Source organism: Petrotoga halophila DSM 16923 (assembly GCF_002924615.1).
The window spans coordinates 1-23,316 of the sequence record NZ_JALY01000017.1; the positions used below are offsets into that span (position 1 = coordinate 1).

General features: G+C 33.4%; 26 protein-coding genes and 1 tRNA gene. 22 read left to right on the top strand and 5 right to left on the bottom strand.

Annotated elements, in window-relative coordinates; translation table 11 throughout:
• The 11 genes from AA81_RS00790 to bcp form a co-directional block, all read left to right on the top strand.
• Positions 1-1,559 (top strand): family 78 glycoside hydrolase catalytic domain (locus tag AA81_RS00790; RefSeq protein WP_169999568.1); only part of this gene is annotated, 1,559 nt, incomplete at its 5' end.
• Positions 1,560-1,754: 195 nt separating this feature from the next.
• The gene (locus AA81_RS00795; protein WP_103897900.1) at positions 1,755-3,041 is read left to right on the top strand and encodes a nickel-dependent lactate racemase family protein; all 1,287 of its coding nucleotides are present in this window, start codon (positions 1,755-1,757) and stop codon (positions 3,039-3,041) included.
• A gap of 16 nt (positions 3,042-3,057) precedes the next feature.
• Positions 3,058-3,849: an electron transfer flavoprotein subunit beta/FixA family protein gene (locus AA81_RS00800; RefSeq protein WP_103897901.1), complete on the top strand. Its 792-nt coding sequence runs from the start codon at positions 3,058-3,060 to the stop codon at positions 3,847-3,849.
• Positions 3,846-4,847 carry an electron transfer flavoprotein subunit alpha/FixB family protein gene (locus AA81_RS00805; RefSeq protein ID WP_103897902.1) on the top strand — a complete coding sequence of 334 codons (1,002 nt, stop codon included), beginning with the start codon at positions 3,846-3,848 and terminating at the stop codon, positions 4,845-4,847. Before AA81_RS00800 ends, AA81_RS00805 begins: the two co-directional genes overlap by 4 nt.
• The gene (locus tag AA81_RS00810) at positions 4,840-6,258 is read left to right on the top strand and encodes an FAD-binding oxidoreductase (RefSeq protein WP_103897903.1); all 1,419 of its coding nucleotides are present in this window, start codon (positions 4,840-4,842) and stop codon (positions 6,256-6,258) included. Before AA81_RS00805 ends, AA81_RS00810 begins: the two co-directional genes overlap by 8 nt.
• 19 nt (positions 6,259-6,277) lie before the next feature.
• Complete coding sequence (locus tag AA81_RS00815; protein ID WP_281256281.1) at positions 6,278-7,744, top strand: rhamnulokinase; 1,467 nt, start codon at positions 6,278-6,280, stop codon at positions 7,742-7,744.
• Between the two features lie 164 nt (positions 7,745-7,908).
• Complete coding sequence (locus tag AA81_RS00820) at positions 7,909-8,532, top strand: pyroglutamyl-peptidase I (RefSeq protein WP_103078887.1); 624 nt, start codon at positions 7,909-7,911, stop codon at positions 8,530-8,532.
• Positions 8,533-8,555: 23 nt separating this feature from the next.
• Positions 8,556-9,230, top strand: coding sequence for a 5-oxoproline transporter, DUF969 family subunit (locus AA81_RS00825; RefSeq protein WP_103078888.1), 675 nt, complete (start codon positions 8,556-8,558; stop codon positions 9,228-9,230).
• Positions 9,230-10,162 carry a DUF979 domain-containing protein gene (locus tag AA81_RS00830; RefSeq protein ID WP_103078889.1) on the top strand — a complete coding sequence of 311 codons (933 nt, stop codon included), beginning with the start codon at positions 9,230-9,232 and terminating at the stop codon, positions 10,160-10,162. Before AA81_RS00825 ends, AA81_RS00830 begins: the two co-directional genes overlap by 1 nt.
• Positions 10,163-10,322: 160 nt before the next feature.
• Positions 10,323-11,024: a hypothetical protein gene (locus AA81_RS00835; RefSeq protein ID WP_103897905.1), complete on the top strand. Its 702-nt coding sequence runs from the start codon at positions 10,323-10,325 to the stop codon at positions 11,022-11,024.
• A 19-nt stretch (positions 11,025-11,043) separates the two neighbouring features.
• Positions 11,044-11,532 carry a thioredoxin-dependent thiol peroxidase gene (gene bcp, locus AA81_RS00840; RefSeq protein ID WP_103897906.1) on the top strand — a complete coding sequence of 163 codons (489 nt, stop codon included), beginning with the start codon at positions 11,044-11,046 and terminating at the stop codon, positions 11,530-11,532.
• Positions 11,533-11,579: 47 nt separating this feature from the next.
• On the opposite strand, the gene AA81_RS00845 is transcribed toward bcp, so the two are convergent.
• On the bottom strand, positions 11,580-12,071 hold the full coding sequence (locus AA81_RS00845) for a ferritin (protein ID WP_103078892.1): 492 nt from the start codon (positions 12,069-12,071) through the stop codon (positions 11,580-11,582).
• A 357-nt stretch (positions 12,072-12,428) separates the two neighbouring features.
• Here AA81_RS00845 and AA81_RS00850 point away from each other — a divergent pair, with 357 nt between their 5' ends.
• The 3 genes from AA81_RS00850 (at position 12,429) to AA81_RS00860 (ending at position 15,576) form a co-directional block, all read left to right on the top strand.
• Positions 12,429-13,667: an ABC transporter substrate-binding protein gene (locus AA81_RS00850; protein ID WP_103078893.1), complete on the top strand. Its 1,239-nt coding sequence runs from the start codon at positions 12,429-12,431 to the stop codon at positions 13,665-13,667.
• A 41-nt stretch (positions 13,668-13,708) separates the two neighbouring features.
• Positions 13,709-14,920, top strand: a complete 1,212-nt coding sequence (locus tag AA81_RS00855) for a 2,3-bisphosphoglycerate-independent phosphoglycerate mutase (RefSeq protein ID WP_103078894.1) — start codon at positions 13,709-13,711, stop codon at positions 14,918-14,920.
• Between the two features lie 92 nt (positions 14,921-15,012).
• Positions 15,013-15,576, top strand: a complete 564-nt coding sequence (locus tag AA81_RS00860; RefSeq protein WP_211286454.1) for a biotin transporter BioY — start codon at positions 15,013-15,015, stop codon at positions 15,574-15,576.
• A gap of 12 nt (positions 15,577-15,588) precedes the next feature.
• Here the strand turns inward: AA81_RS00860 and AA81_RS00865 are convergent, their stop codons facing one another.
• The 4 genes from AA81_RS00865 to AA81_RS00880 all read right to left on the bottom strand — a co-directional run bounded on the left by AA81_RS00865 (position 15,589) and on the right by AA81_RS00880 (position 18,800).
• The gene (locus AA81_RS00865; protein WP_103076444.1) at positions 15,589-16,653 is read right to left on the bottom strand and encodes a YqeG family HAD IIIA-type phosphatase; all 1,065 of its coding nucleotides are present in this window, start codon (positions 16,651-16,653) and stop codon (positions 15,589-15,591) included.
• Positions 16,628-16,882 (bottom strand): DUF4911 domain-containing protein, encoded by a 255-nt coding sequence (locus AA81_RS00870; protein ID WP_103078895.1) that lies wholly within the window; start codon positions 16,880-16,882, stop codon positions 16,628-16,630. The genes AA81_RS00865 and AA81_RS00870 overlap by 26 nt, the downstream gene beginning before the upstream one ends.
• Before the next feature lie 65 nt (positions 16,883-16,947).
• Positions 16,948-18,234 (bottom strand): PhoH family protein, encoded by a 1,287-nt coding sequence (locus AA81_RS00875; RefSeq protein WP_103076446.1) that lies wholly within the window; start codon positions 18,232-18,234, stop codon positions 16,948-16,950.
• A gap of 2 nt (positions 18,235-18,236) precedes the next feature.
• The gene (locus tag AA81_RS00880; protein ID WP_103078896.1) at positions 18,237-18,800 is read right to left on the bottom strand and encodes a 3'-5' exonuclease; all 564 of its coding nucleotides are present in this window, start codon (positions 18,798-18,800) and stop codon (positions 18,237-18,239) included.
• Between the two features lie 99 nt (positions 18,801-18,899).
• Here AA81_RS00880 and AA81_RS00885 point away from each other — a divergent pair.
• From AA81_RS00885 to AA81_RS00920, 8 genes are all read left to right on the top strand, one after another.
• Positions 18,900-18,976: transfer RNA gene (locus tag AA81_RS00885), tRNA-Arg, on the top strand.
• A 54-nt stretch (positions 18,977-19,030) separates the two neighbouring features.
• The gene (locus tag AA81_RS00890; RefSeq protein WP_103078897.1) at positions 19,031-19,303 is read left to right on the top strand and encodes a stage V sporulation protein S; all 273 of its coding nucleotides are present in this window, start codon (positions 19,031-19,033) and stop codon (positions 19,301-19,303) included.
• Between the two features lie 136 nt (positions 19,304-19,439).
• Positions 19,440-19,760, top strand: coding sequence for a coiled-coil domain-containing protein (locus tag AA81_RS00895; protein WP_103078898.1), 321 nt, complete (start codon positions 19,440-19,442; stop codon positions 19,758-19,760).
• A gap of 34 nt (positions 19,761-19,794) precedes the next feature.
• A complete protein-coding gene (gene zapA, locus AA81_RS00900) occupies positions 19,795-20,109 on the top strand; it encodes a cell division protein ZapA (protein ID WP_103078899.1) in 315 nt (104 codons plus the stop codon).
• Positions 20,110-20,123: 14 nt separating this feature from the next.
• Positions 20,124-20,900, top strand: a complete 777-nt coding sequence (gene murI / locus AA81_RS00905) for a glutamate racemase (protein WP_245857192.1) — start codon at positions 20,124-20,126, stop codon at positions 20,898-20,900.
• 15 nt (positions 20,901-20,915) lie between these two features.
• The gene (gene rapZ, locus AA81_RS00910) at positions 20,916-21,770 is read left to right on the top strand and encodes an RNase adapter RapZ (protein ID WP_169999569.1); all 855 of its coding nucleotides are present in this window, start codon (positions 20,916-20,918) and stop codon (positions 21,768-21,770) included.
• Between the two features lie 30 nt (positions 21,771-21,800).
• Positions 21,801-22,736: a gluconeogenesis factor YvcK family protein gene (locus AA81_RS00915; protein ID WP_103078902.1), complete on the top strand. Its 936-nt coding sequence runs from the start codon at positions 21,801-21,803 to the stop codon at positions 22,734-22,736.
• Between the two features lie 23 nt (positions 22,737-22,759).
• On the top strand, positions 22,760-23,281 hold the full coding sequence (locus AA81_RS00920; protein WP_169999570.1) for a hypothetical protein: 522 nt from the start codon (positions 22,760-22,762) through the stop codon (positions 23,279-23,281).
• The last annotated feature ends 35 nt before the right edge of the window (positions 23,282-23,316 follow it).

Here is a 23,316-nt window from a genome sequence, read left to right on the forward strand (position 1 = left end):
GTAAAGCTGAAGAGACATATATATATAGCCTAAAAGGCGAAGGTAAAGAAAGCTACGAACCACGATTTACTTACCATGGTTTTAGATATGTGGAAGTGAGTGGATCACCATTTGTTCCTACAATAGATAATATAGAAGGACGTTTTGTTCATTCAGATGTAGAAAAGGTTGGTGACTTTTATTGTTCAAATGAACTTATAAATAAAATCCATAAAAATATATTGTGGGGACAATTGAGTAACCTACATAGTATTCCCACAGATTGCCCTCAGCGTGACGAAAGATTTGGATGGATGGGAGATGCACAATTATCTGCGGAAGAAGCGATATACAATTTTGATATGAGCCTTTTTTATGAAAATTATCTTCAAGAGATAAAATTATCACAAAAAGAGGATGGCTCAATTTCTGATGTTGTACCCGCCTATATAAAACTTTATCCGGCAGATCCCGCATGGGGAACAGCTTACATAACGATAGCTTGGTACTTGTATAAATACTATAAAAATGAAAAAGTTTTGTCAGATCACTACGAATCTATGAAAAAGTACGTAGAGTTTTTACATAAGAGTAGTGAAAACAATTTGTTAAAAAAATTGGGCAAATTTGGTGATTGGTGCCCTCCAGGAGCTATATCTCCTAAAAAGACCCCTGTAGAGTTTACTTCAACATGGTACTACTACAATGACGTTTACCTCTTTTCAAAAATTGCTGAGGTTTTAGGAAAAGAAAAAGATGCTCAACATTACTTTGAATTATCTGAAAACATTAAAAAATCTTTTAATGACTACTTTCTTAAAGATTATGGTTACGAAAGTAGAATGTTTGGACCGGTAGATCGATTAATTTCTCAAACATCTCAAATTCTTCCTTTATACTATAACATGGTTCCGAATGATAAAAAAGAATTTATTTTAGAGAAATTGATAAACAATATTGTAGAGCATCAGGATTCTCACCTAGATACAGGAATAGTGGGAACAAGGTATTTATTCGATGTACTGAGTGAGAATGGATACTCAGACCTCTCATTTAGAATAGCAACTCAAGAAAGCTATCCCAGCTGGGGATACATGATTAAAGAAGGCGCAACAACCGTTTGGGAGAGGTGGGAAAAGTTAGAAGCTGGAGGAATGAACTCACAAAATCATATTATGTTAGGTTCTGTAGATACCTTTTTTTACAAATATTTGGCTGGAATATCTTTAGAAAAAGATGGCTGGAAAAAAGCTAGAATCAAACCACATTTAGTTGGAGAAGAAAAATTTGCCTCAGCAAAAATTAAAACAATAATAGGCGAATTTCAGGTTTCATGGGAAAAGGGAGAAAATTTATTTAAACTCTCAGTAGTAATACCTTTAGGAACGGAAGCTGACGTATTTATCCCCAAATTATGGAATGAATTTAACTTGAAAGAAGAAAGAGAATTATTGTTCGACAACGAACAAATTAAAGATTTTAAAGAAAGAAATGATATTAAACTAAAAGAGTATAATGAAGAAAATATAATCTTAAATTTAGGTAGTGGTCAATATTACTTTGAATTAGAAAAGAAATAACGTTTTTACCCCTTTTGAATAAGATGATTTAGAGAAAAATGTCACTCATTCAACCGCTTGGGGAGATAAAATAGAAGGTATTACAAATAAGAAGATACAAACTATTTTTAAACGGTGAATTTGTAGAGTCAGGTACAAAGCGACAGTTTTAGCAAATTGTCCCAAAAAATGAAAATAATTTTGAAGGTGTGAAAAATGAAAGTTAAGATTCCCTACGGTAAAGAAAAAAAGATCTTAGATTTAGATGAAAATTTAAATGTTTCTTTATTAAAAAAGCGGGAATTTAGAGGCTTAGGGGATGCTTTTGACATTGAGATGATGAAATCCTTAGGCCTTCCTTTTGGCACCTCCTCTCTTAAAACCATAGCTAAAAGGAAAAAGGATTGTTGCATAGTTATTTCGGATACCACAAGACCCGTGCCAAATTCTCTTATTTTGCCCTATATAATCTTTGATTTGAGGTTTGCTGGCATTAAAAAGGAGAATATAACAATCTTAATCGCAAATGGTTCACATGAACCAGTCCCAGAAAGTATGTTTGAAGAATTAGTTGGTAAAGAAGTTTTGGATGAAAATATAAAAATAATTAATCACGACGCTTACGATGATACTCAATTGAAGAAGATTGGAGAAACTTCTTCTGGTTGTCCTGCCATTGTGAATAAAAAATATTTAGAAGCGGACTTAAAAATCTGTACAGGTTTAATAGAGCCTCATTTTATGGCAGGATATTCAGGGGGAAGAAAATCAATCTGCCCAGGAATAGTTGGCATTGAAACCTTGAAAGTATTTCATGGCGTTAAGGCGATGGGAGATCCAAATTCAAAAAGTTGTCAGTTAGAAAATAACCCTGTTGATAAGATGGCTAGAGAAGTAGCTATGATGGCTGGTTGTGATTTCATAGTAAATGTTTCTTTAAACGCCAAAAAAGAAGTGACCGGGATTTATGCAGGTGATATCTTTCAAGCTCACGAAGTAGGTTGTAGAATGGTAGCATATGATTCAATAGTGAAAATAGAGGAACCTGTGGATATAGTGATAACATCAAATGCTGGGTACCCTTTAGACCAAAACTTTTATCAAACCGTTAAAGGCTTGGTAGAAGCTTCAGAGATATTAAAACCCGATGGAGTTATAATAATGGCTTCTAAATGCGAAAAAGGTATCGGGAAAAAAGAGTTTAAAGAATTGCTTTTAGAAGTAAAAGAAAAAGGAATAAAAGAATTTTTAAAAAGCCATGATTCTCCTGAAACTTTCAAAAGTGATCAATGGGAGGTACAAAAGTTAACTCAAGTATTAGAAAAAACAAAAAACATTTTCATGTTGTCATCGTTGGATGAGGAAGAGTACAAGTATACTTTTTCAACTAAAATCAACAGTTTAGAAGAAGGATTAAAAAACGCTTTAAAATTAAAAGGGCACGGCGCCAAGATAGCGGTAATTCCTCAAGGACCTTATGTTGTTGGAAAGATAAAAAATTGAAAAGGAGCCATCTTTAATGGAAATATGTGTATTAGTCAAACAAGTACCTTCCACTGACAAGGTACAGATAGATGAGGAAACTGGCACAATGATAAGAAGTGAATTGGAATCCGAACTCAACCCATTGGACATGTATGCAGTCGAAGAAGCGGTAAGAATTAAAGAAAATACACCACAAACTAAAATAACGGTTGTGACGATGGGGCCTTCTTCAGCAGAATACGCACTAAAAGAAGCAATATCAATGGGATGTGATGAAGGAGTATTGTTAACTGATAGAAAGTTTGCAGGTGCGGACACCTTGGCAACCGCTTATACGTTGACTCAATATTTAAAAGACAAGCAATACGATATAATATTCGCCGGTGAAAGGGCAACAGACGGAGAAACAGGTCAAGTAGGACCATCCGTTGGAACACAGTTAGATATCCCTATACTAACCTATGTCAACAAGATAATTAACATTACAAACGATACAATAACCGTTCAAAGGGCTATAGAAGGTGGAAACGAAATCATCCAAACTCAGTTACCGGCTTTAATAACAGTTGTGAAAGAGATAAACGAACCAAGATTACCGAATTTAGAAAACAAACTCAAAGCTAAGAAAAGTATTATAAAAATAGTGAGCAATCAAGAGTTAAAAATAGAGGAAGAAAAGTTAGGACTTAAAGGATCTCCAACAAGGGTTGTAAAGGTATTCTATCCAAAGATATCAAGAAATGGAGAAAAAGTAGTAGTAAAAACTCCACAAGAAGCTCTAGAAAAAATAACAAGCTTTCTAAAAGAAAAAGGCGTGATATCATGAATCAAGAATACAAAGGCGTATGGACGATAGCGGAGGTAAACGATGGAAAAATAGAAACGGTATCGTACGAACTGCTTTCATGGGGAAAGGACTTAGCCACAAAATTGAACGTTGAACTATCAAGTGTAGTAATATCAAACAAAGCGGAAAATTTGGATAGCCTTATTCAACATGGGGCTGACAACGTGTACTATGTTGAAGATGAAAAATTGGAACATTTTTATCCAGATGTACACACAAACATACTTAAAAAAATGGTAGAAGATTTTAAACCTGAAATAATACTAGCATCTGCAACTACAAAGGGAAGAACTCTCATGCCTGCTCTTGCTGCAAAATTAAACACTGGCTTAACAGCAGATTGTACAGATTTTGAAATAGAAGAAAAAACAAGATCACTGATACAAATAAGGCCTGCTATAGGCGGAAACGTGATGGCGAAGATAAAAACAATAACAAAACCACAGATGGCTACGGTAAGACCTAAATCAAAACTGCCTTTATCTAAAGACGAAAACAGGAAAGGAAAAATAACAAAAATAGAATACGATCAAAAACTCTATCAATCGAAATATAATTGGATAGAATTTAAAAAAGACAAAACCAGCGTACAACCACTTCAACAAGCTGATGTAATCGTAGCCGGGGGTAAAGGGTTAAAAAAACCCGAGAACTTCAAATACTTACAAAATATAGCAAAAAAATTAGAAGGTGCAGTTGGAGCGACAAGGGCGGTAGTAGATATGGGGTGGATAGACTACTCACACCAAGTGGGACTTTCCGGAAAAACCGTCAGCCCAAAACTGTACATAGCAATAGGAATATCCGGTGCGGTGCAACACTTAGCTGGAATGTCGTCATCTAAGTATATTATAGCGATAAACAAGGATCCAGAAGCACCGATTTTCAAGGTATCTGATCTTGGAATTGTATGTGATGCTTTTGATATATTGCCACTGTTAGAAAAAGAAATAAAATCAGGTGATCAAAATGAATGAATACAGAAAGGTAACTACCAATACCGTTGAAAAGTTGAGAAAAATATTAAAAAACGATGCACTATTGATATACGATGATACAGAAAGTCTAAAAAGTTATTCAAACGACGAATCAGGTGGAGAGTATTACGCACACATGCCAGAGGTTGTAGTAAAACCGGAAACCAAAGAGCAAATATCCCAAATAATAAAACTGGCAAACGACGAAATGATCCCCATAACACCAAGAGGAGCTGGTAGTGGATTGGCTGGGGCGGATATACCAATATTTGGAGGTATAGTAATATCACTTGAGAGAATGAACAAAATAATAGAAATAGATTCAGAAAACTTAGTTGCTGTGGTTGAACCAGGTGTGGTTACAAACGATCTATGTAGAATTGTATCAGAAAAGGGATTATACTACGCAGGGTATCCTATGAGTGTAGAAACAAGTTTCATTGGAGGTAATGTTGCTACTAATGCAGGTGGAAGTAAAGTAATAAAATATGGAAACACAGCTCATCATATATTGGGATTAGAGGTAGTGATGCCTGACGGTGAGATAGTAGAATTTGGAGGAAAAAGAAGGAAAGATTCAAGTGGTTACAACCTATTACAACTTTTCATTGGCTCAGAAGGAACGCTCGGAATATTCACAAAGATATACGTAAATCTCATACCCCAACCAGGAAAAGTTGTTGACCTGCTGGTTCCCTTTGAAAGTGTAGAAAAGGCTATAAGCAATGTCGCACCATTAATGGTCGAGACAAAGAGTTTACCCTCAGGAATAGAATTCATAGACAAGAAATCCATTTACTATGCTTCAAAATACACGGGAATGAAATTACCATACCAGGACGAGGTAGAATCTTATCTCATAGTTCAATACGAGGCAACGAGCTTACAAGAGATTGAAGAATTGTACGAAAAAGGCGGGAAAGCTTTACAAAAAAACGGAGCAAAAGATGTATTCATAGCAGATAACAGAAGTAACTCAGAAAAGATATGGCGTATGAGAAGAAACTGGTTGGAAAGCTTAAAAGCTGTAGATCCATATGTACCTACTGGAGATGTCGTAGTACCAACATCTAAGATTCCTGAAATGATGAAATATATCAATGAAGTATCCAACGAGTTCAAAATAGATATCCCGGTTGCAGGGCATGCAGCCGATGGTAACCTCCATCCTGCACCATTAAAACCAAAAAATCTCCCACCAAATGAATGGAAAACTTTATCTGAAGAGATCCTTGGAAAAATAGCGATGAAAGCCGCCCAAATGGGTGGTGCCATAAGCGGGGAACACGGAGTAGGGTTCATAAAAAAAGAGCTATTAAAAAAAACAAAACCAAAACAGTACAAATGGATGCAAGAGGTAAAAGAGACATTTGACCCTAATAACATCATGAACCCAGGAAAGTTATTCTAAAAAAATTTTCAAAGAAAAGGTGATAATCTTGAAATATCTACACTTAGCTATCGATCTCGGGGCGTCAGGTGGAAAAGTAATGGCAAGTAACATACAGAATGACAAACTTATATTGAGTGAAGTAAACCGTTTTTCAAATTCACCCGTTGAAATAAGTGGAATATCTTATTGGAACATTTTGAATTTATATAATCATATAATTGAGAGCATTCAAATAGCTCAAAAAAATGATCAAAAGATTCTATCTTTAGGAATAGATAGTTGGGGAGTGGACTTCGGACTTTTAAACGAAAACGGTTATTTAATAAACAATCCAGTTCATTATAGGAATATGTTTAAGACTAATATAATGCAAGAGGCAATAGAAAGAGCTGGCAAGAAATGGATATATGAACACTCTCCAACACAGTTTCAACCGTTCAATACATTGTACCAAATATTAGCTTACCAAAAATACGCTCCAGATTTTGTCAAAATATCAAAAGACCTTTTGATGATCCCTTCGTTATTAAATTATTTTTTAACAGGTGAAAAAGCTATTGATTTCACAATGGCTACAACTACCCAAATTTATAACCATAGAAAAAGAAAGTGGGACGAAGAAATCATGAAAAAGTTTGACATTCCTGATATATTACCTGAAATAGTCCCTGCTGGTACGAAAATTGGTAAAATAAAAAAAGATGTTTTAAATAATAATTCAGACATAGATGTTATTCTGCCAGCAAGTCATGATACTGGATCAGCCTATGCCGCAATCGCTTCAGACCCCTCAGATACCTTGTTCATTAGCTTAGGAACATGGTGCTTGACCGGTGCTATTGTTAAAGAGGTCCCCTTCAACAAAGAACTCATGGAAAACAATTTAGCCGCAGAGGGTTGTTTGGATGGATCCTTTAGAATATTGGCAAACGTTACAGGCATGTGGTTAATTCAGGGCATTATAAAAAGTCTTAACTTGCCGGACAACAGCGATACTTATCAAAAAATTACAGATATGGCACAGAATGCAAAACCATTTTCTTCTTATATCAATGTAGATGATCCTTCTTTACAAAATCCTCAAGACATGATACAGGCAATAATTCAGCAGTCTATAAAAGATAATGATACCGTTTTAAATGAAACATCTCAAGTTATAAGAACGGCATTGGAAGGGATTGCCTTCAAAGTAAATGAAGTTAAAGAAAAACTAGCAAAGATATTGAAAATCGATTTTAAAAGAGTTCATGCGGTAGGTGGAGGAACCAGAAATAAATTACTTTGTCAATTCATTGCGGATGCAACAGGACTCACTGTTTTAACTGGGCCTATTGAAGGAACCGCAGTGGGTAACTTAGTTTCCCAGTTATACGCTTTACAATTTGTTAAAAACTTTGAAGAAGCAAGGAACTTAATAAAAAGATCTTTCGACTTTCAAATTTTTGAGCCTAAAGAACATGACGTCTGGAAAGAGGCTTTTGCTTCTTTTCAAAAGAAAAAATGATATAATTAATACAACCAAAAGGCGGACTGTGGTCCGCTTTTGGTATATGAAGGGGATGGAAATTCCTTTATCCTTATGGGTGGGGAGTGGGGCAAAGGGGTGCTAACACATGTTTTAGAGTTCCTAAAGACCGTACGTAAAATTTAAAAAGGAGGCTATATTTTATGAAAGTTTTAGTTACCGGTTTTGAACCTTTTGGGGGCGATAAAATAAATCCAACAGAAAAAATTATCGACTCTCTGGAAAACGAAGAGTTAGAAGGAGTTTCAATAGTTACAAAGGTCCTGCCCGTTGTGTTCAAAAAAGCTGATGAGAGCTTGGCGAACTTATTGGCAGAACATAAACCTGATATCGCAATACATTTAGGATTAGCAGCTGGTCGAAGCAGTATAAGTTTGGAAAGAGTAGCTATAAACCTAATGGATGCTAGAATCCCCGATAATGAAAATTATCAACCAATAGATGAGCAATTAAGAAAAGATGGGGAAACAGCTTACCTTACTAAACTACCCATAAAAGAAATAGTTAACGAATTAAAGAAAGAAGGAATACCCTCTATTGTTTCTAATACTGCCGGATTGTACGTCTGCAACGAAGTTATGTATTTAAGTTTATACCATTCGGCAAAATTCGGATTTCCTGCCAAGACAGGTTTTATTCATGTTCCTTATCTTCCAGAACAAGTAGTTGACAAATTTCTCACAAATGGTCAAAACTTACCTTGCTTGCCGTTAGATTTACAAGTAAAAGCTGTGAAAATAGCAATTCAACAAACTATGAAATTATAAATCTTAAAAAAGGAGGTCTAGAGATGGATTGGTTGCCTGTTTTAGGGGTTTTAATCGTTGTTTTAGGTTTAGCTTTAGGAAGTAAGTTCAACATCAATCCGCTTATATCTGTTCTTTTAGGTGGTTTTGTTTCTGGACTATTAGGTGGATTAAGCGTAGTGCAAATTCTTGAGGTAATCGGTTCATCATTTATCGCTAATAGAACTATGATTCTATTTTTAATTATGTTACCAGCTATCGGAATCACGGAAAGACATGGTCTTATGGAACAAATGGGACATTTGATATCTAAATTAAGAGCAGCTACTCCTGGAAGAATAGCTTATATCTACCAACTCATACGAGAGGTTTTTGTAGCAATAGGCATAAGAATAGGAGGACACGCTGCATTCGTAAGACCTTTAATTTATCCTATGGCAAGAGGATCTTTGGGAAATGCTAAAATTAGTGAGGATGATGAAGAGCAAATTAAAGCAATGACTGCCGCATCAGAAAATATAGGAAATTTCTTCGCACAAAACGTTTTCCCTGCTTCAGCTGGACTTCTGCTAATTCAAGGAGTTATGGGTGAAATGGGTTTTGAGCTGAGTTTAACTAGTTTAGCCAAAGCTGCCATTCCTATGGCTATAGTTGCCGCTATCTACGGATTTATTTACTTTATGATTCTAGATAGACGATTCAAAGGGGTGAGTAAATAATGAAAGAATTCTTCTCTTCCACAAGTACATTAGAAATTTTCTATATTATAATCGGATTAATGTTGCTGTATTACGCATACCTAACTTGGAAAGATGAAAAACATCAACAAAAAATCGGAACTATCATTTTTTGGATCATATTAGCTATTTTATTTATTTTTGGAAAATGGTTACCACCAGTCATTTCCGGTATTTTGGTTGTTATAATTGCAATTGATGCGGGTATTGGAAAAATAGGAAAAGGTACCTATTTCAACACATCAAAAGAATTTAAAGAAAAAAGAAGAAAAGAACTTGGAAACAAATTATTAATTCCTATTTTAATCATTTCAGGTGTGGCCATTTTGTTCGCTGTTGTTGGATGGAATCCTTTAATTGGTTTAGGATTTGGAAGCGTCATTGCATTAATATTAAATAGATTGTTTATTCCAAAGGAAACATTTGATCATATATTAGACTCTGGTCGATCAACCAGCGATGCTATTGGTTGGGCTTTGGTCCTTCCACCCTATTTAGGAGCATTGGGGGCGTTGTTCAATCAGGCTGGAGTTGGGGAAATAATCGCTCGTGGGATTGAAATTATATTCCCGGTTCAGAATCTGTTTTGGGCACTTTTTGCCTACGCATTCGGAATGGCTCTATTTACAATAATTATGGGGAATGCTTTTGCTGCCTTCGCGGTCATCACTGCCGGGATAGGTATCCCAATTGTAATCCAGATTCATGGTGCAGATCCTGCAACAATAGCTGTTTTGGCTATGTCCGCAGGTTACTGTGGAACTTTAATGACTCCCATGGCAGCTAATTTTAATATCGTTCCGGCTGCTCTTTTGGAAATGAAAGATAAGTATCGAGTTATAAAAATACAAATATCAATGGCTTTAGCATTGTGGGTAACTCATTTATTAGTGATGTATATCATGGCTTTCTAACTAAACATATCCATTAATTCCACAGACTCTAAATAAAAAACTTATAAAAAGGATGATTTTATTTTTGCTCTAAAATAAACTTAATATTTCTTTAGTTTAAATTCATTTAATTTTTATATAATCAGGTGTAACAAAATTTTTTACAAATGGAGGGGGAAATATGAAAAAGACTGTTTTGTTAATATCGTTGATTATTATTTTAGTAGGTTTAGTGTTTTCACAAGAAGTGAAAAACGGTCAGTATGGAGGACTTGGTGGTGGAGATATTGGTGCTCAGTGGCTTGATGTTAAAGAATTAAATACACAGTTAAAAGCCGCTGGACTTCCTGAATTAAGTGAAGTGGCTTTGGCTAACGGGGGTGGGGGTTATGGAGTAATGGGAAGATTTATAATAGGTGGAGAAGGATACGGTATAGCTACTAAAGAGAAATCTAGTGGGAATACGGTACACCTCGACATTGGTTATGGAACATTCAATATTGGTTATTTGATTTTTTCTAAACAAGCTTTTCGAATGTATGTTCTTGGAGGTATTGGTGGTGGTGAAATATCCTTGAAAATTTCCCAAGACCCTGATTCTACAGATTTTGAAGACACTTTGTCCACTTTCAACGAAAATACTCTTTATACCGAATTTCCTATCTTTAAAGTAGGAATAAATGCTGATTACATATTATCTTTTAGTGATGATGAGGCAGCTGGAGGTTTAGCTATTGGTTTAGCAGCAGGGTACACATATGCCCCAGTGGGATGGGTAAGTGATTGGAAATTATCCGATAGAACCATTGGAAGTGTACCAAATTTTGGACCCACAGGTCCATATATCACATTTAGAATAGGTGGTGGAGGACTCGCTTTTTAAAAAAAGGAAGGGGTTTAAAATGAGATATTTAAATTTTGGAATAGGCGATAAAATCCCAGAGTTTTCACTTAAAGATGCTGATGGTAATCAGATTAATAGCAGGGATTTTATTGGAAAATGGCTTGTGCTCTATTTCTATCCGCGAGATAACACTCCTGGTTGTACTAAAGAAGCCGTTGATTTTTCAAACTACTTAGAGGATTTTAGAAAATATAATTGCCAAATAGTTGGAGTAAGTCCCGATACTGAAGAAAAACATGCAAACTTTAAAGAAAAACACAATTTAAAAGTGATTTTGCTAAGTGACCCTGAACATTCCATTCTCGAAAAATTTGGTGTTTGGCAACTTAAGAAGAATTACGGTAAAGAAAATTGGGGAGTTGTCAGATCAACATTTCTGATAGATCCAAATGGAATAATTAAAAAAGTATGGGAAAATGTGAGAGTAAAAGATCATGTTTTAGAGGTATTGGAAAGTTTGAAAGAACTATCAAACAACAGGGAGTAAACTCCCTGTTGTTTGTAATAGTCTATTTTATTGAATTATTCTATATTCTACTGCCTACTACCTAGTTGACCATTGTACATGAACAAAGCGGTTTTGCTTTCACCGATCATTTGCAAAGTATCTACAATCTTCTTTGTATTAGCTTCCTCTTCAACTTGTTCGTTTACAAACCATTGGAGAAAATTTTGAGTTGCATGATCGTTTAACTCCTTAGCTAAATCAACCAACTTATCGATAGATTGTGTAACTGAAAGCTCATGTTCATATGCATCTTTGAAGGCTTCTAGGGGGTTCTCCCATTCTTTCTTTGGTTTATCAATACTATCTAATTCTACTACGCCGCCTTTATCGTAAATATAATCATACAACTTCTGGGCGTGAGTAAGCTCTTCCTTTGCCTGGACTTTCATCCAATTAGCAAATCCTTCCAAATTCATTGAATCAAAATATGCTGCCATTGAATAATAGAGGTACGCGGAAAAAATTTCTTTGTTTATTTGATCATTAAGGGCATTCAACATCTTATCTTCTAATTTCATATGTTTATTCCTCCTCGTAATTTTAAGTATGCTTATTAAGAACTTTGAAACTTTACAAATATTGCCTTTCCCACACTGTTCTTTAAAATAAAAATTATATATTTGAAATTTAGCAACACTAAAATTTCTCAATCTACGTAAATTATAACTTATAATTTTTTCATTTATTAAAACATTGCATTAAATAAACTATGATATAATTTTTTGAAAGTTTTAAAATATAAAAAGATTTATTTTTGAAAAAAGGCAGACTACTTGGTCTGCTTTTTATAATTGACAAATTAATTGCATTTAAAAAACAAGTGCTATTTTTATGATATAATTTAATTGAGATAAAAATAAGAGGGGGTGTGTAAAATGAAGAAGAAATTGTTTGTTTTCATTGTCACATCTTTATTTATTAACTTGTTTGCTGTTCAAATAAATATCGCCGTTGAATCAATAGAAGATCAAATTGAGTTACTAAATTCCCAAATAGAGAATTTTGAAAAACAAAATCCAGATATTGATGTTGAAGTTTATTTGATTCCTAGTTACCCAGGTTCAACTTACAAATTTTACGGGACATTTGTAGTTACCAATGCGAAAGAACCTACGATCTTATCTCTTGATATGGAGTGGATAAATGAATTTTCACCTTTCCTTGTAAGCTTAAATCAAGAGACTGAATATTTTGATGTAAACAATCTTATTCCACAAACCGTAGAAATGGTGACAATTAATGGCGATATAAAAGCGATTCCTTATTATGTTGAAACAGGTGTTTTGTATTATCGAAAGGATTTATTGGAAAAATATGGATATGAAGTACCGAAAACTTGGGATGAATTGATTACAATTGCAAAGGATATTTCTCAAAAAGAGGGAATAGAAGGATTTGTTTGGCCCGGTGCTAGATACGAAGAGTTAACAACTTTTTTCCTTGAAATTTTTTATTCTCATGGAGGTAAGATATTCGAAGGAGATAACTTTGTTCTAGAACAAGCAGAAAATAAAGACAAAGCTTTAGAAAGCCTAAAACTCTTAAATAACATTATATCAGAAGAAATTAGTCCAAAAGGCGTAACAACGTATAGAGAAGAAGAATGCAGAAATATATTTCAAAATGGCGATGCAGTTTTTATGAGAAATTTGAGTTATGCTTGGCATTTATTAAATAGCGAAGGTTCGAATATTAATGGAAAGGTAGGGATCGCCCCTATCCCGAAAACTGATCTTATAAGTCAACAACTATTTGTGCTTGAAGGGAAAGCTTTGGCAATTAACCCAAACGCTTCTGATGAAGAAAGAGAGGCCGCAAAAAAATTTATAAAATATTTGACTTCCAAAGAAAGTCAAATACAAAGATTAATACAATTAAACTTTTTACCAACTAATTTAGAAGTATTTAACGATCCAACTATCTCTGAAGTTGATCCTAATTTATTGAATTTCAGATCATCTTTAGAAAATTTAGTTTTAAAACCAAAAGCGCCTATATATACAGAAATTTCTTTTCCTATACAAAATAATGTGTATGATGTCTTAACAGGAAGAATTTCGGTTGAAAGGGCTTTAAACAACATGATAGCAGAAATAGAGTTTTTATTACGTTAAAGGATTCAATTAAAAAAATTAATAGCGGAGGTGCAATATTAGTGAATAGTCTAGATCGACAACAAGTTATAAAAGACTTAGTAGTTAAGACCGATTCAAAGATAGTATTACTTGTCATGGATGGATTGGGAGATCTGCCAAAAGATGGTAAAACTCCTCTTCAAGCTGCATACAAACCCAACATGGATGCTTTAGCCAAAGAAAGTGATTTAGGGCAAAGTGTACCTGTTCTACAAGGAGTCACTCCTGGTAGCGGTCCAGGGCATCTTTCTCTTTTTGGCTATGATTCCTTAAAGTATGACATAGGAAGAGGCATATTAGAAGCTCTTGGATTAGGAATAAAAGTGAATAAAAAGGACGTTGTTGCAAGAGCTAATTTGACAACAATAAAAGATGGAATAATAGTCGATAGAAGAGCTGGAAGACCAGCTAGTGAAGAATCAAAGAAAATTGTAGAAATTCTCTCCGAAAATATTAAAAAAATTGAAGATGTTGATATTACTTTCTATCCAGGGAAAGAACATAGATTTGTAGTTAAATTTACAGGAGAGGGCTTATTTGATGAAGTAACGGATGCTGATCCACAAAGAGAAGGGCTGCCAATGGAATGGGCTAAGGCAACCAATCCTGATTCAGAAAAAATGGCTAATATAGCGAACAAATTGATAAAAGAGATAGGGGAAGTGTTGAAAGATCAACCAAAAATGAATTTCGCACTATTACGAGGATTTTCCAAGCATCCTCTATTGCCATCTTTTGAAGAGAATTATAAACTAAAGGCCGCTGCTATTGCCACATACCCTATGTATAAAGGACTTGCAAAATTAGTAGGGATGGAAGTGTTAGAAGCAGGACAAACAACAGAAGATGAGGTCGAAACATTGAAAAAAGTATGGAATGAATATGATTTCTTCTACTTTCATGTGAAAAAAACTGATTCCTACGGTGAAGATGGGAATTTTGAGGAAAAAGTGAAAGTAATTGAAAATACCGATAAAGCTGTGAAAGAAATTTTAAACCTCAATCCAGATGTTTTAATCATCACCGGAGACCATTCTACTCCTGCTTTACTCAAAGCACACAGTTGGCATCCTGTCCCTGTTTTGATTTATTCGAAATATGTAAGAAAAGGATTGTCTGTATCTTTTGATGAATATGAATGCGCAAAGGGAACCCTTGGAACGATATCAGCCTTGGATATTATGCCGTTAGCTTTAGCAAATGCTTTAAAACTAGAAAAGTACGGAGCTTAATCAAAGCGGGCCCTATGGCCCGCTTTTTAATAAAGCTGATTATTTTGAAAATCCTTCTTTTATCTCAATGTTTATATTTTTTGATATAATCTATGAAACTATTGAAAAAATTTAATGAAAGGAGAACTGGAATAACGATAAGAGCTAAAGAACTTTCTTTAATAGCCATATTTGTTTCTCTAATGTGTATAGGCTCACAGATTATTATTCCACTGGGTCCTATACCTTTTACTCTTCAACTACTTTTTGTGTTTTTGACGGGATACTTTTTCTCTCCAAGAAAGGCTTTTGCTATTCAAATTATCTACTTATTATTGGGTGTAATAGGTTTACCGGTATTTGCAGGCTTCTCAGGAGGGATTGTTCACATTTTAGGACCTTCTGGTGGTTTTTTAGTTTCTTTCCCCTTAGCTGCTATTTGTATTAGTTTTCTTAAATTCAAAAAAGGTTTTTCAGATTATTCCTCTGGTTTATTAGGATTATGTGTAATTTACTCTATAGGTTGGATTTGGTTAGGAATATATACGGAAAGCCTTCTTCTATCTTTTAAGGTAGGTGTATTACCTTTTATATTATTTGATCTCATCAAAATGGTTATTTCAATTTATCTGAAAAAATTGATAGAGTCAAGATTAAAACTGATTTCATCTTTTTGATACTTTCAAAAACTATTCGTTCTTTATCAAGGTCGGCTTTTTTCTTATCCATTTCAACGCTATTCTTTCAAAAAATCTCATAATTCGAGTCCATAATCCTTCTTTTTTAGACAGAGGGTTAACTTTTATTGTGTAAAATCCTAAGGCATTTCCCAAAGCAACATCCGTGAAAAGTTGATCCCCAATCACTACGCCCTCCCCAGGTTTGTAACCATGAAACTTTATTTTTTTTCTGATTTTAAACCTTAATGGCTTCATTGCAGAAGTTAATAAATCTACCCCTAACTCACTTAATTGTATATCTAAATTCTTAAAACTCTTTTTTGAACTATTACTTGCTATTAATATATAGAATCCGAGATCTTTTAATTTTAAAAAGAGGTCAATGACTTCTGGTTGTAAATAATCACTATGCCATTCGTTGAGGGTATTATCAAAGTCAAAAACTAAAATTTTATACCCCTTCTCTTTTAGGTGCTGGTAATCAATATCAAATACACTTTTTTCAAATTCATTTGGACCTACTAAATCAATAGCTCTAAAAAACCAACCTATCGTATAAAAAAACACGTTGTAAGCAAATTTCGTAAATCCAGCCATAAATTGTTTAAACTTATTTTCGAGGCCGTAAGTGTATGGATTTATCAAAATCGTATACAACCCCAGACGATTTCCTGCGCTAATATCTGTGATAAAAAGATCACCTATAATAACCGTTTCTGATTCTTTGGAATCAAGCTCTTCTAAAACAGATTTTAATTTTTTAGGATTAGGTTTTTTCATACTTGTATGTACTTTTACCCTTCCGTTAGTCAGTTTTTCAATTCTTTTTACCTTTTCCCTTTTGGCATTGGTAACTATTGCAACTTTAAAACCATCGTTTATTAATTTGTTTAAAAGATTCACGGTTTTGTCGGGAATGTTGTCGTCTCTCCAAACAGTAATTGTAAAATCATAATCCATAAGAATAGTATTGAAACCAAGCTTTTTTAATTTTTCATAGTCAACAGAGTATATATCAGGACTATATTCTCTAGGTATTGGAATGTATTTAAATAATCCCGTTATGCGGTTCAATACTTATAACCTCCACTTTTATGTCAGAATTTTTTAAAGAGTTGAGTAAAGTTAATGCTTCATCAACTAAACCTGCTGGCACTATTATTTTAAAATATCCATTCTCTTGTCTTTTTCTAACGTTCATTATGTGAGCTTCAGCTTCGACCAGATAAATTAAAAGGTGAATGTCTTCTTTTGCAATGTCTATGTAGATATCGTATTCAGGATGCAATTTTTCTTTCTCCATTAACTTATTTTTCCTCCTAGTAACTAGTTTTAGCGCCCCTTTGGGTGTCTTTAGCTATCTTCATACTACAAAATTTCAGAAGATACAGTCGCTAATTCTGATCTTTCACCTTTTTTCATTGTAATATTGGCAGATAAAGGATTTTCTTTAAATTTTGAAGCGGTGTAGACTAAACCGTTAGATGAACTGTCCAAATAGGGGTTATCTATTTGATATGGGTCTCCAGTTAATACAATTTTTGTGCCTTCTCCAACTCGAGTTAAGATAGTTTTTACTTCAGCTGGGGTTAAATTTTGAGCTTCGTCAACTATCATATATTGGTTTGGGATTGTTCTTCCTCTTATATATGAAAGTACCTCTATCTCTAATAAATCTTTCTTAGTTAAATATTCTTCTGGTTTTTTACCGCTACCCTTGAATAACAAATCTAAATTATCATATATAGGTTGTAACCAGGGGCGCATTTTTTCTTCTATATCTCCGGGTATATATCCGATATCCTTCCCCATCGGTATAACAGGCTTTGAAACCAAGAGCTTATTGTACAACTTTTCAACTTGCACACAGTATAACCCTGCTGCCAATGCTAGTAACGTCTTACCAGTTCCAGCCTTACCAACTAGCGTCACAAAAGGTATGTCAGGGTTTAAAAGTGCATCCAAGGAAAAAACTTGTTCTACATTTCTAGGTTTTATTCCAAAAATTTCGCTTTCAAAATCTATCAAAATTGATTGAAACTTCTTTGACTTAGAATCATATCTTAAAAATAAGTCTCCATAGTTAAGATATGTATTTGGAAAAGGTTCTTCTTTGAACCCTAATTCTGAAAAATCGTATTCATTCTTCTTTTCAACCTCTTTCTCCGGGTTTTCTATTGTATGATAACCATCAGGCAGAAGTTTTATATCTATTTTATCCGTCAAATAATCTTGACTTTCTAATCCTAATGCATCAGCTTTGATCCTCAGATTTAAATCTTTACTTACAATTATTGTTGGTAAGTTGTCTGTTTTTTTCAAAAACATGGCGTAATATAATATGAAATCATCTTTTGATTCCCCAAGGTAAGTAGGAATTTTATGTTTTTCATCATTTTTTTCGAGGGCTAAGATTTTCAATGTACCTCCGCTAGGCAATTTTATCCCTTTATGTAATGGTGTTCCATTTCTAAAACTATCTAAAATTCTGTTAACCTCTCTGGCGGATTTAGCAACTTTATCGCTTCTTGTTTTTAACTTATCTATTTCTTCTATTACTGGAAATGGAATCAAAACATTGTTATCTTGAAAATTGAGAATACTGTTAGGATCATGAATCAAAACATTTGTATCGATAATGAAATTCTTAACCAAAATCAATCACCCCATTTTTTAATAAAATTGGTTATTGCTTCGAAAGAAAAAAGTTTTATATATTTTTGGAAAAGTTTGGCTGTAGATAAAGCATCATCCCAAGCTCTATGAAATTGTTTTATCCCTAAATTGAACTTTTTCGAAAGGAATTCAAGATTGTATGGACCTTTATCAAAATAGTATTTTGAAATCTCGAGAGTGTCAATATAGTAATTGTCAATTGAAAACATTCCACTTTCTTTTGCAGCAATATCTAAAAACCTTAGATCCATTTTTACGTTATGTGATACAATTATAGAATCATCAACATACTCTTTAAATCTTGGAAAAACTTCCGATAAAGATGGAGCGTTAGAAATATCTTGATTATTTAATTTATGAAATTTCGAGACCTCTCCCGGTATGAATATATTTGGATTTACCAAGGTATGAAATGCATATTTGAAATTAATTTTTTTATCGTATATAGGGATGGCAGCAATTTCTATAATTCTATCTCCAAACTCAGGGTTCAAACCAGTTGTTTCAAAATCTAAGGCTAAAAAAACTTTATCTTTAACTTTCATCCTGATCTTACCTCCACGAATAAATTATATCATATGATTTAAAAATTTTTGGTCTTGATTTAAATAGTCAATTTAAGGTATAATTATTACTAGTGAAGAGCGTCTGTAGCTCAACTGGATAGAGCGTCGGACTTCGGATCCGAAGGTTGTGGGTTCAAATCCCACCAGATGCGCCATTCGCTCTATATAAGTCGAAATTATAAACAAAACATTACAGGGAGGTATCATTCATGGCAGAAACGGAAGTACTAAAAGTAGCTGCTAACTCAAATCCAGTTGCTGTTGCCGGTGCTTTGGCTGCTATAATTAGAGATAAAGGAATCGCTGAGTTACAGGCTATAGGAGCCGGCGCAGTTAATCAAGCTGTTAAAGCTATAGCAATAGCCAGGGGGTACGTAGCTCCTAGCGGAATCGATTTGGTTTGTGTTCCAGCATTTTCGGATGTTGAAATTGAAGGGGAAGAGAGAACGGCAATTAAATTTTTGGTTAAAGCAAGAGACTAAAAGAGGCTATGCCTCTTTTAGTTTTTTTAGTTTTAAAATTAAAAATATTTGTATTTTTAGTTTTTTTTCATCTAGCTGTGTTATAATAACTTTAGTTTGACTTCAACAAATTATTATATAAAGGGGGAAAGTACAAATGGACGTTTTGAAGGAATTGGAAAATATGTTAGAAACGTTAGCCGACAAATACAACGAATTAAAAAAAGAAAAAAACGATCTTCAAACTCAGTACGATGAATTGTTCGGTGAGTATGAAAAAATAAACAATGAAAAAGAAGAGATGGGACGTGAACTAGAAGAATTAAGAAGAAAGAATGACGAAATAGAAAACCATCTAAACCAGTTAAAAAGTTCCCTTATATCAAGATTAGGAGATGAGTTTAGAACTGGAGAATTTGATAATCCGGCATCTTCAAATACCCCATTCCAAGATGAGCCGGATCAAAATCAGTATTAATTGATTCATAAAAAACATTTAAGGATGAAAAATCATGAAGAATTATCGCTCAATTGAAGTAAAAATCTTAGGAAAAGATTATAAATATAAAGTAGACGAACCTGAGGATGTTATAAACGAAATTTTAGAAAACATAAAATCCGAAGTTGAATCCTATGCAAAAAAAATCGGTGGAGAAGAAGTGGATTATATCTTTCTCCTATTGCTTCTAAACGAAAGATTAAACAGTATAAGAACAAAACAAGAAATTAAACATATGGTTGATAAATTCAGCGATATGTTGAATACCGCACTTAAAAGCAACGAAGAAGACAGTAAGGAACAAAGTAAAAGCATACAATGGGGGTAAGATATTTTCCAGTTATGAAAATAGGTCTTTTTGATTCAGGAATCGGTGGTTTAACGGTTTTAAAAAAAGTGATAGAAAATTTTGGTAATCATGAGTATTTTTATCTAGCTGATAATTTAAATGTACCTTATGGTTCAAAGCCTATTCCTTTTTTAAGAGAAAAATTAAAAAACATACTGTCTTTTTTTCACACGATGAAAGTAGAGCTTTTGATTTCTGCATGTAATACAACAGATTCCATTGTAAAAAAAACGAATTTTGACACGAAAAATTATAGCTTTACATATGTGAGTATAATAGAAAACGCCATAAAAACAGTAGAAAGAAACGATTCTGTTCTTTTATTAGCAACCGAAAACACTATTAATTTGGGTGCTTATAAGGAAGCTCTTATAAAGAAAAAAATAACCAATCTCGAAGAAAAAGCATGCCCTTTGTTCGTTCCACTCATAGAAGAAGGTTATTGGGATGGACAAATGGCAGAATCTGTTTTGAGATTTTATTTACAAGATTCCAAATCTAAGTACCACAAGGTAATATTAGGTTGCACTCATTATCCAATTTTGGAAAACCAGATTAGAAAATACACGAATTCTTCCATCGTTGACCCTGCAGAGGGAATAGTTGATTTTTTGAAAAATGAGATCAAATTAGAGAAAATAGATGGAAAAATTAGAGTGAATTATTTAGTTACAGGAAATACTGAGAAATTCAAATTGCTTTCCAAAATATTTATGAAAGACGTAAAGTATCATCCTATTTTTAAAAAAATTGAATTAGAAAGTACTTAAGGGCGATTGATAATTTTGCAAACAAAACCAACCGTTTTCATAATAACCGGTTTATCTGGTGCGGGTAAAACCTTATTATTACAATCTCTTGAAGACGAAGGGTATTATACAGTTGACAACATACCACCCCATTTAATAGAGCATTTTTTAAACATTTTATGTACAAGTAATGTTAAGAAACTCGCTATTGTCAGTGATATCAGATGGAAAAATCCCGATAAATTGAACGAACTATTTAAAAATGTTGAAAGTTTAGCCAAATGTAATATGGAAATTCATAAAGTCTTTTTAAAAGCTGATAAAAGCGAGTTAATCAATAGATACAAAAAAACCAGAAGGACCCATCCGTTAGGTCTTTCCTTAGAAAACGCCATAGATGAAGAAATGAAAGTTATGTCAGAAATAGAAAGTTCTTGTGACATAGTTATCGATACTTCCTCAACAGAACCGACTGAATTTAAAAAAAGATTCTTTCAGATGATAAAAGAAGATATGAAAAAATTAAAGTTAAATTTTATCAGTTTTGGATTTAAAAACGGTATTCCACAAATCTCTGATTATGTTTTTGACGTGAGATATCTCCCAAACCCCTTTTATTTTCCAGAGATGTATGAACTTACTGGTTTAGATATGAAAGTAATTGAATTCCTTGAAAAATTTAAAGAAACTCATGAAACTGTTGAGAAGATTGCTAATTTAGCCAAGTTCATCCAAGATAAATATTCTGAAAGTGGTCGTATAGAAGCATATTTTTGCATAGGTTGCACAGGAGGTCAACATAGATCGGTTTACGTTGCTCAAAAGGTTTATGAAATTTTAAAAAATGAAGGTAGAGAAGTAAGCATAGATCATAGAGACATAGAAAGATAACACGGAAATATTCTTTAGGTGGTTGATGCTGTGAAAAATATAGTAACAATTGGTGGCGGAACAGGGACAAGTCAAATATTAAGGGGATTGAAATGGAATCAAGATATAGATATTGTTTCCATCGTCACTGTTACAGATGATGGAGGAAGCTCCGGAATATTGCGTGAAGATTTTAATATATTGCCCCCAGGAGATATCAGGAACAATATACTAGCCTTGGCTGAACAAGAAACCCTTCTGACTAAATTACTTAAATATCGATTTAATGAAGGATTCTTAAAAAATCATAATCTCGGTAACATAATTTTGCTAGCATTAACTCGAATTAACGGTAATAATTTCCCCTTAGCTATAAAAACATTGTCGGAAGCTCTGAAAATAAGAGGAAGGGTCTTTCCTGCTTCTTTGGACTCTCTAAAACTTGTAGCAGAACTTGACGATGGTGAGATCATTTTTGGGGAAACTTCAATTGTGTTGAAAAACAAAAATATAAAAAGAATCTGGTTGGACGGCAATGCCGAAGCATTTGATGAAAGCGTTATGGCTATTCAAAAAGCTGATATAATAATTTTTGGACCTGGCAGTTTATATACCAGTATTATCCCTAATATATTGGTAGACGGAATAAGAAATGCAATCAATTTATGCAAAGCTAAGAAAGTATATATTGCGAATATTATGACACAACCAGGAGAAACGACCAATTATTCTTTAAAAGATCATGTTCAAGAATTAGAAAATTATTTAGGTGAAGAATTAGATTACATTATAGCCAACGAATCAAATTTACCATATGAAATAATTCTGAGATACCAACGAATGGGATCTATCCCAGTAAAATTAGATATGGAAGAAGATAGAAGAGTAATGATATCTGATTTGGTTTATATTTTAAACGATGAGGAACCAAAAATTAGACATGATCCAAAAAAAACATCAGAGTTGATTTTAAAATGCGTTCAATGAATTCCTTTTCAGAAGCGCTAAAAGTGAGCCTTGTGAATAGTGATTATATTTTCCCAGAAGCTGAGTTCTATGGTTTTTTCATAGGAAAAGGCGAAATTATTGAAAAAGAATCTGAAAAATTAATAAAAATATCCATAACATCTTTGAATAGTTTTAAAAGATTGTATAAACTTTGCAAATATTCGTTCACTGATAAATTCGAAGTACAATTTAACAACGAAAAAAGGTTAAATCTTGGTGGAACAGGTTCTATATTCTTAAACTATCAAACAATAGATAAAATATTAAAGAAAAGCAATCTTTATTTAAATGAAAATAAATTTTCCCCACCTTTAAAAAAAGATCCATTGATTTTTGGATCTTTTCTTAAAGGTTTATTGTTATCTTGTGGGTCTATATCAGTAAAAGAATCTTATCATTTAGAATTCAATTTGAAAACAAACAATATATTTAAAGAGGATTTAGTTAGAACATTTAAAAGTCTTTTGGGTGTAAATGCCAGATTTTTTAATAGAAGAAAAGGCTCGAAAGTATACATAAATTAAGGCGTTGCAATTTTGAATATTCTTAAGTTTCTAAA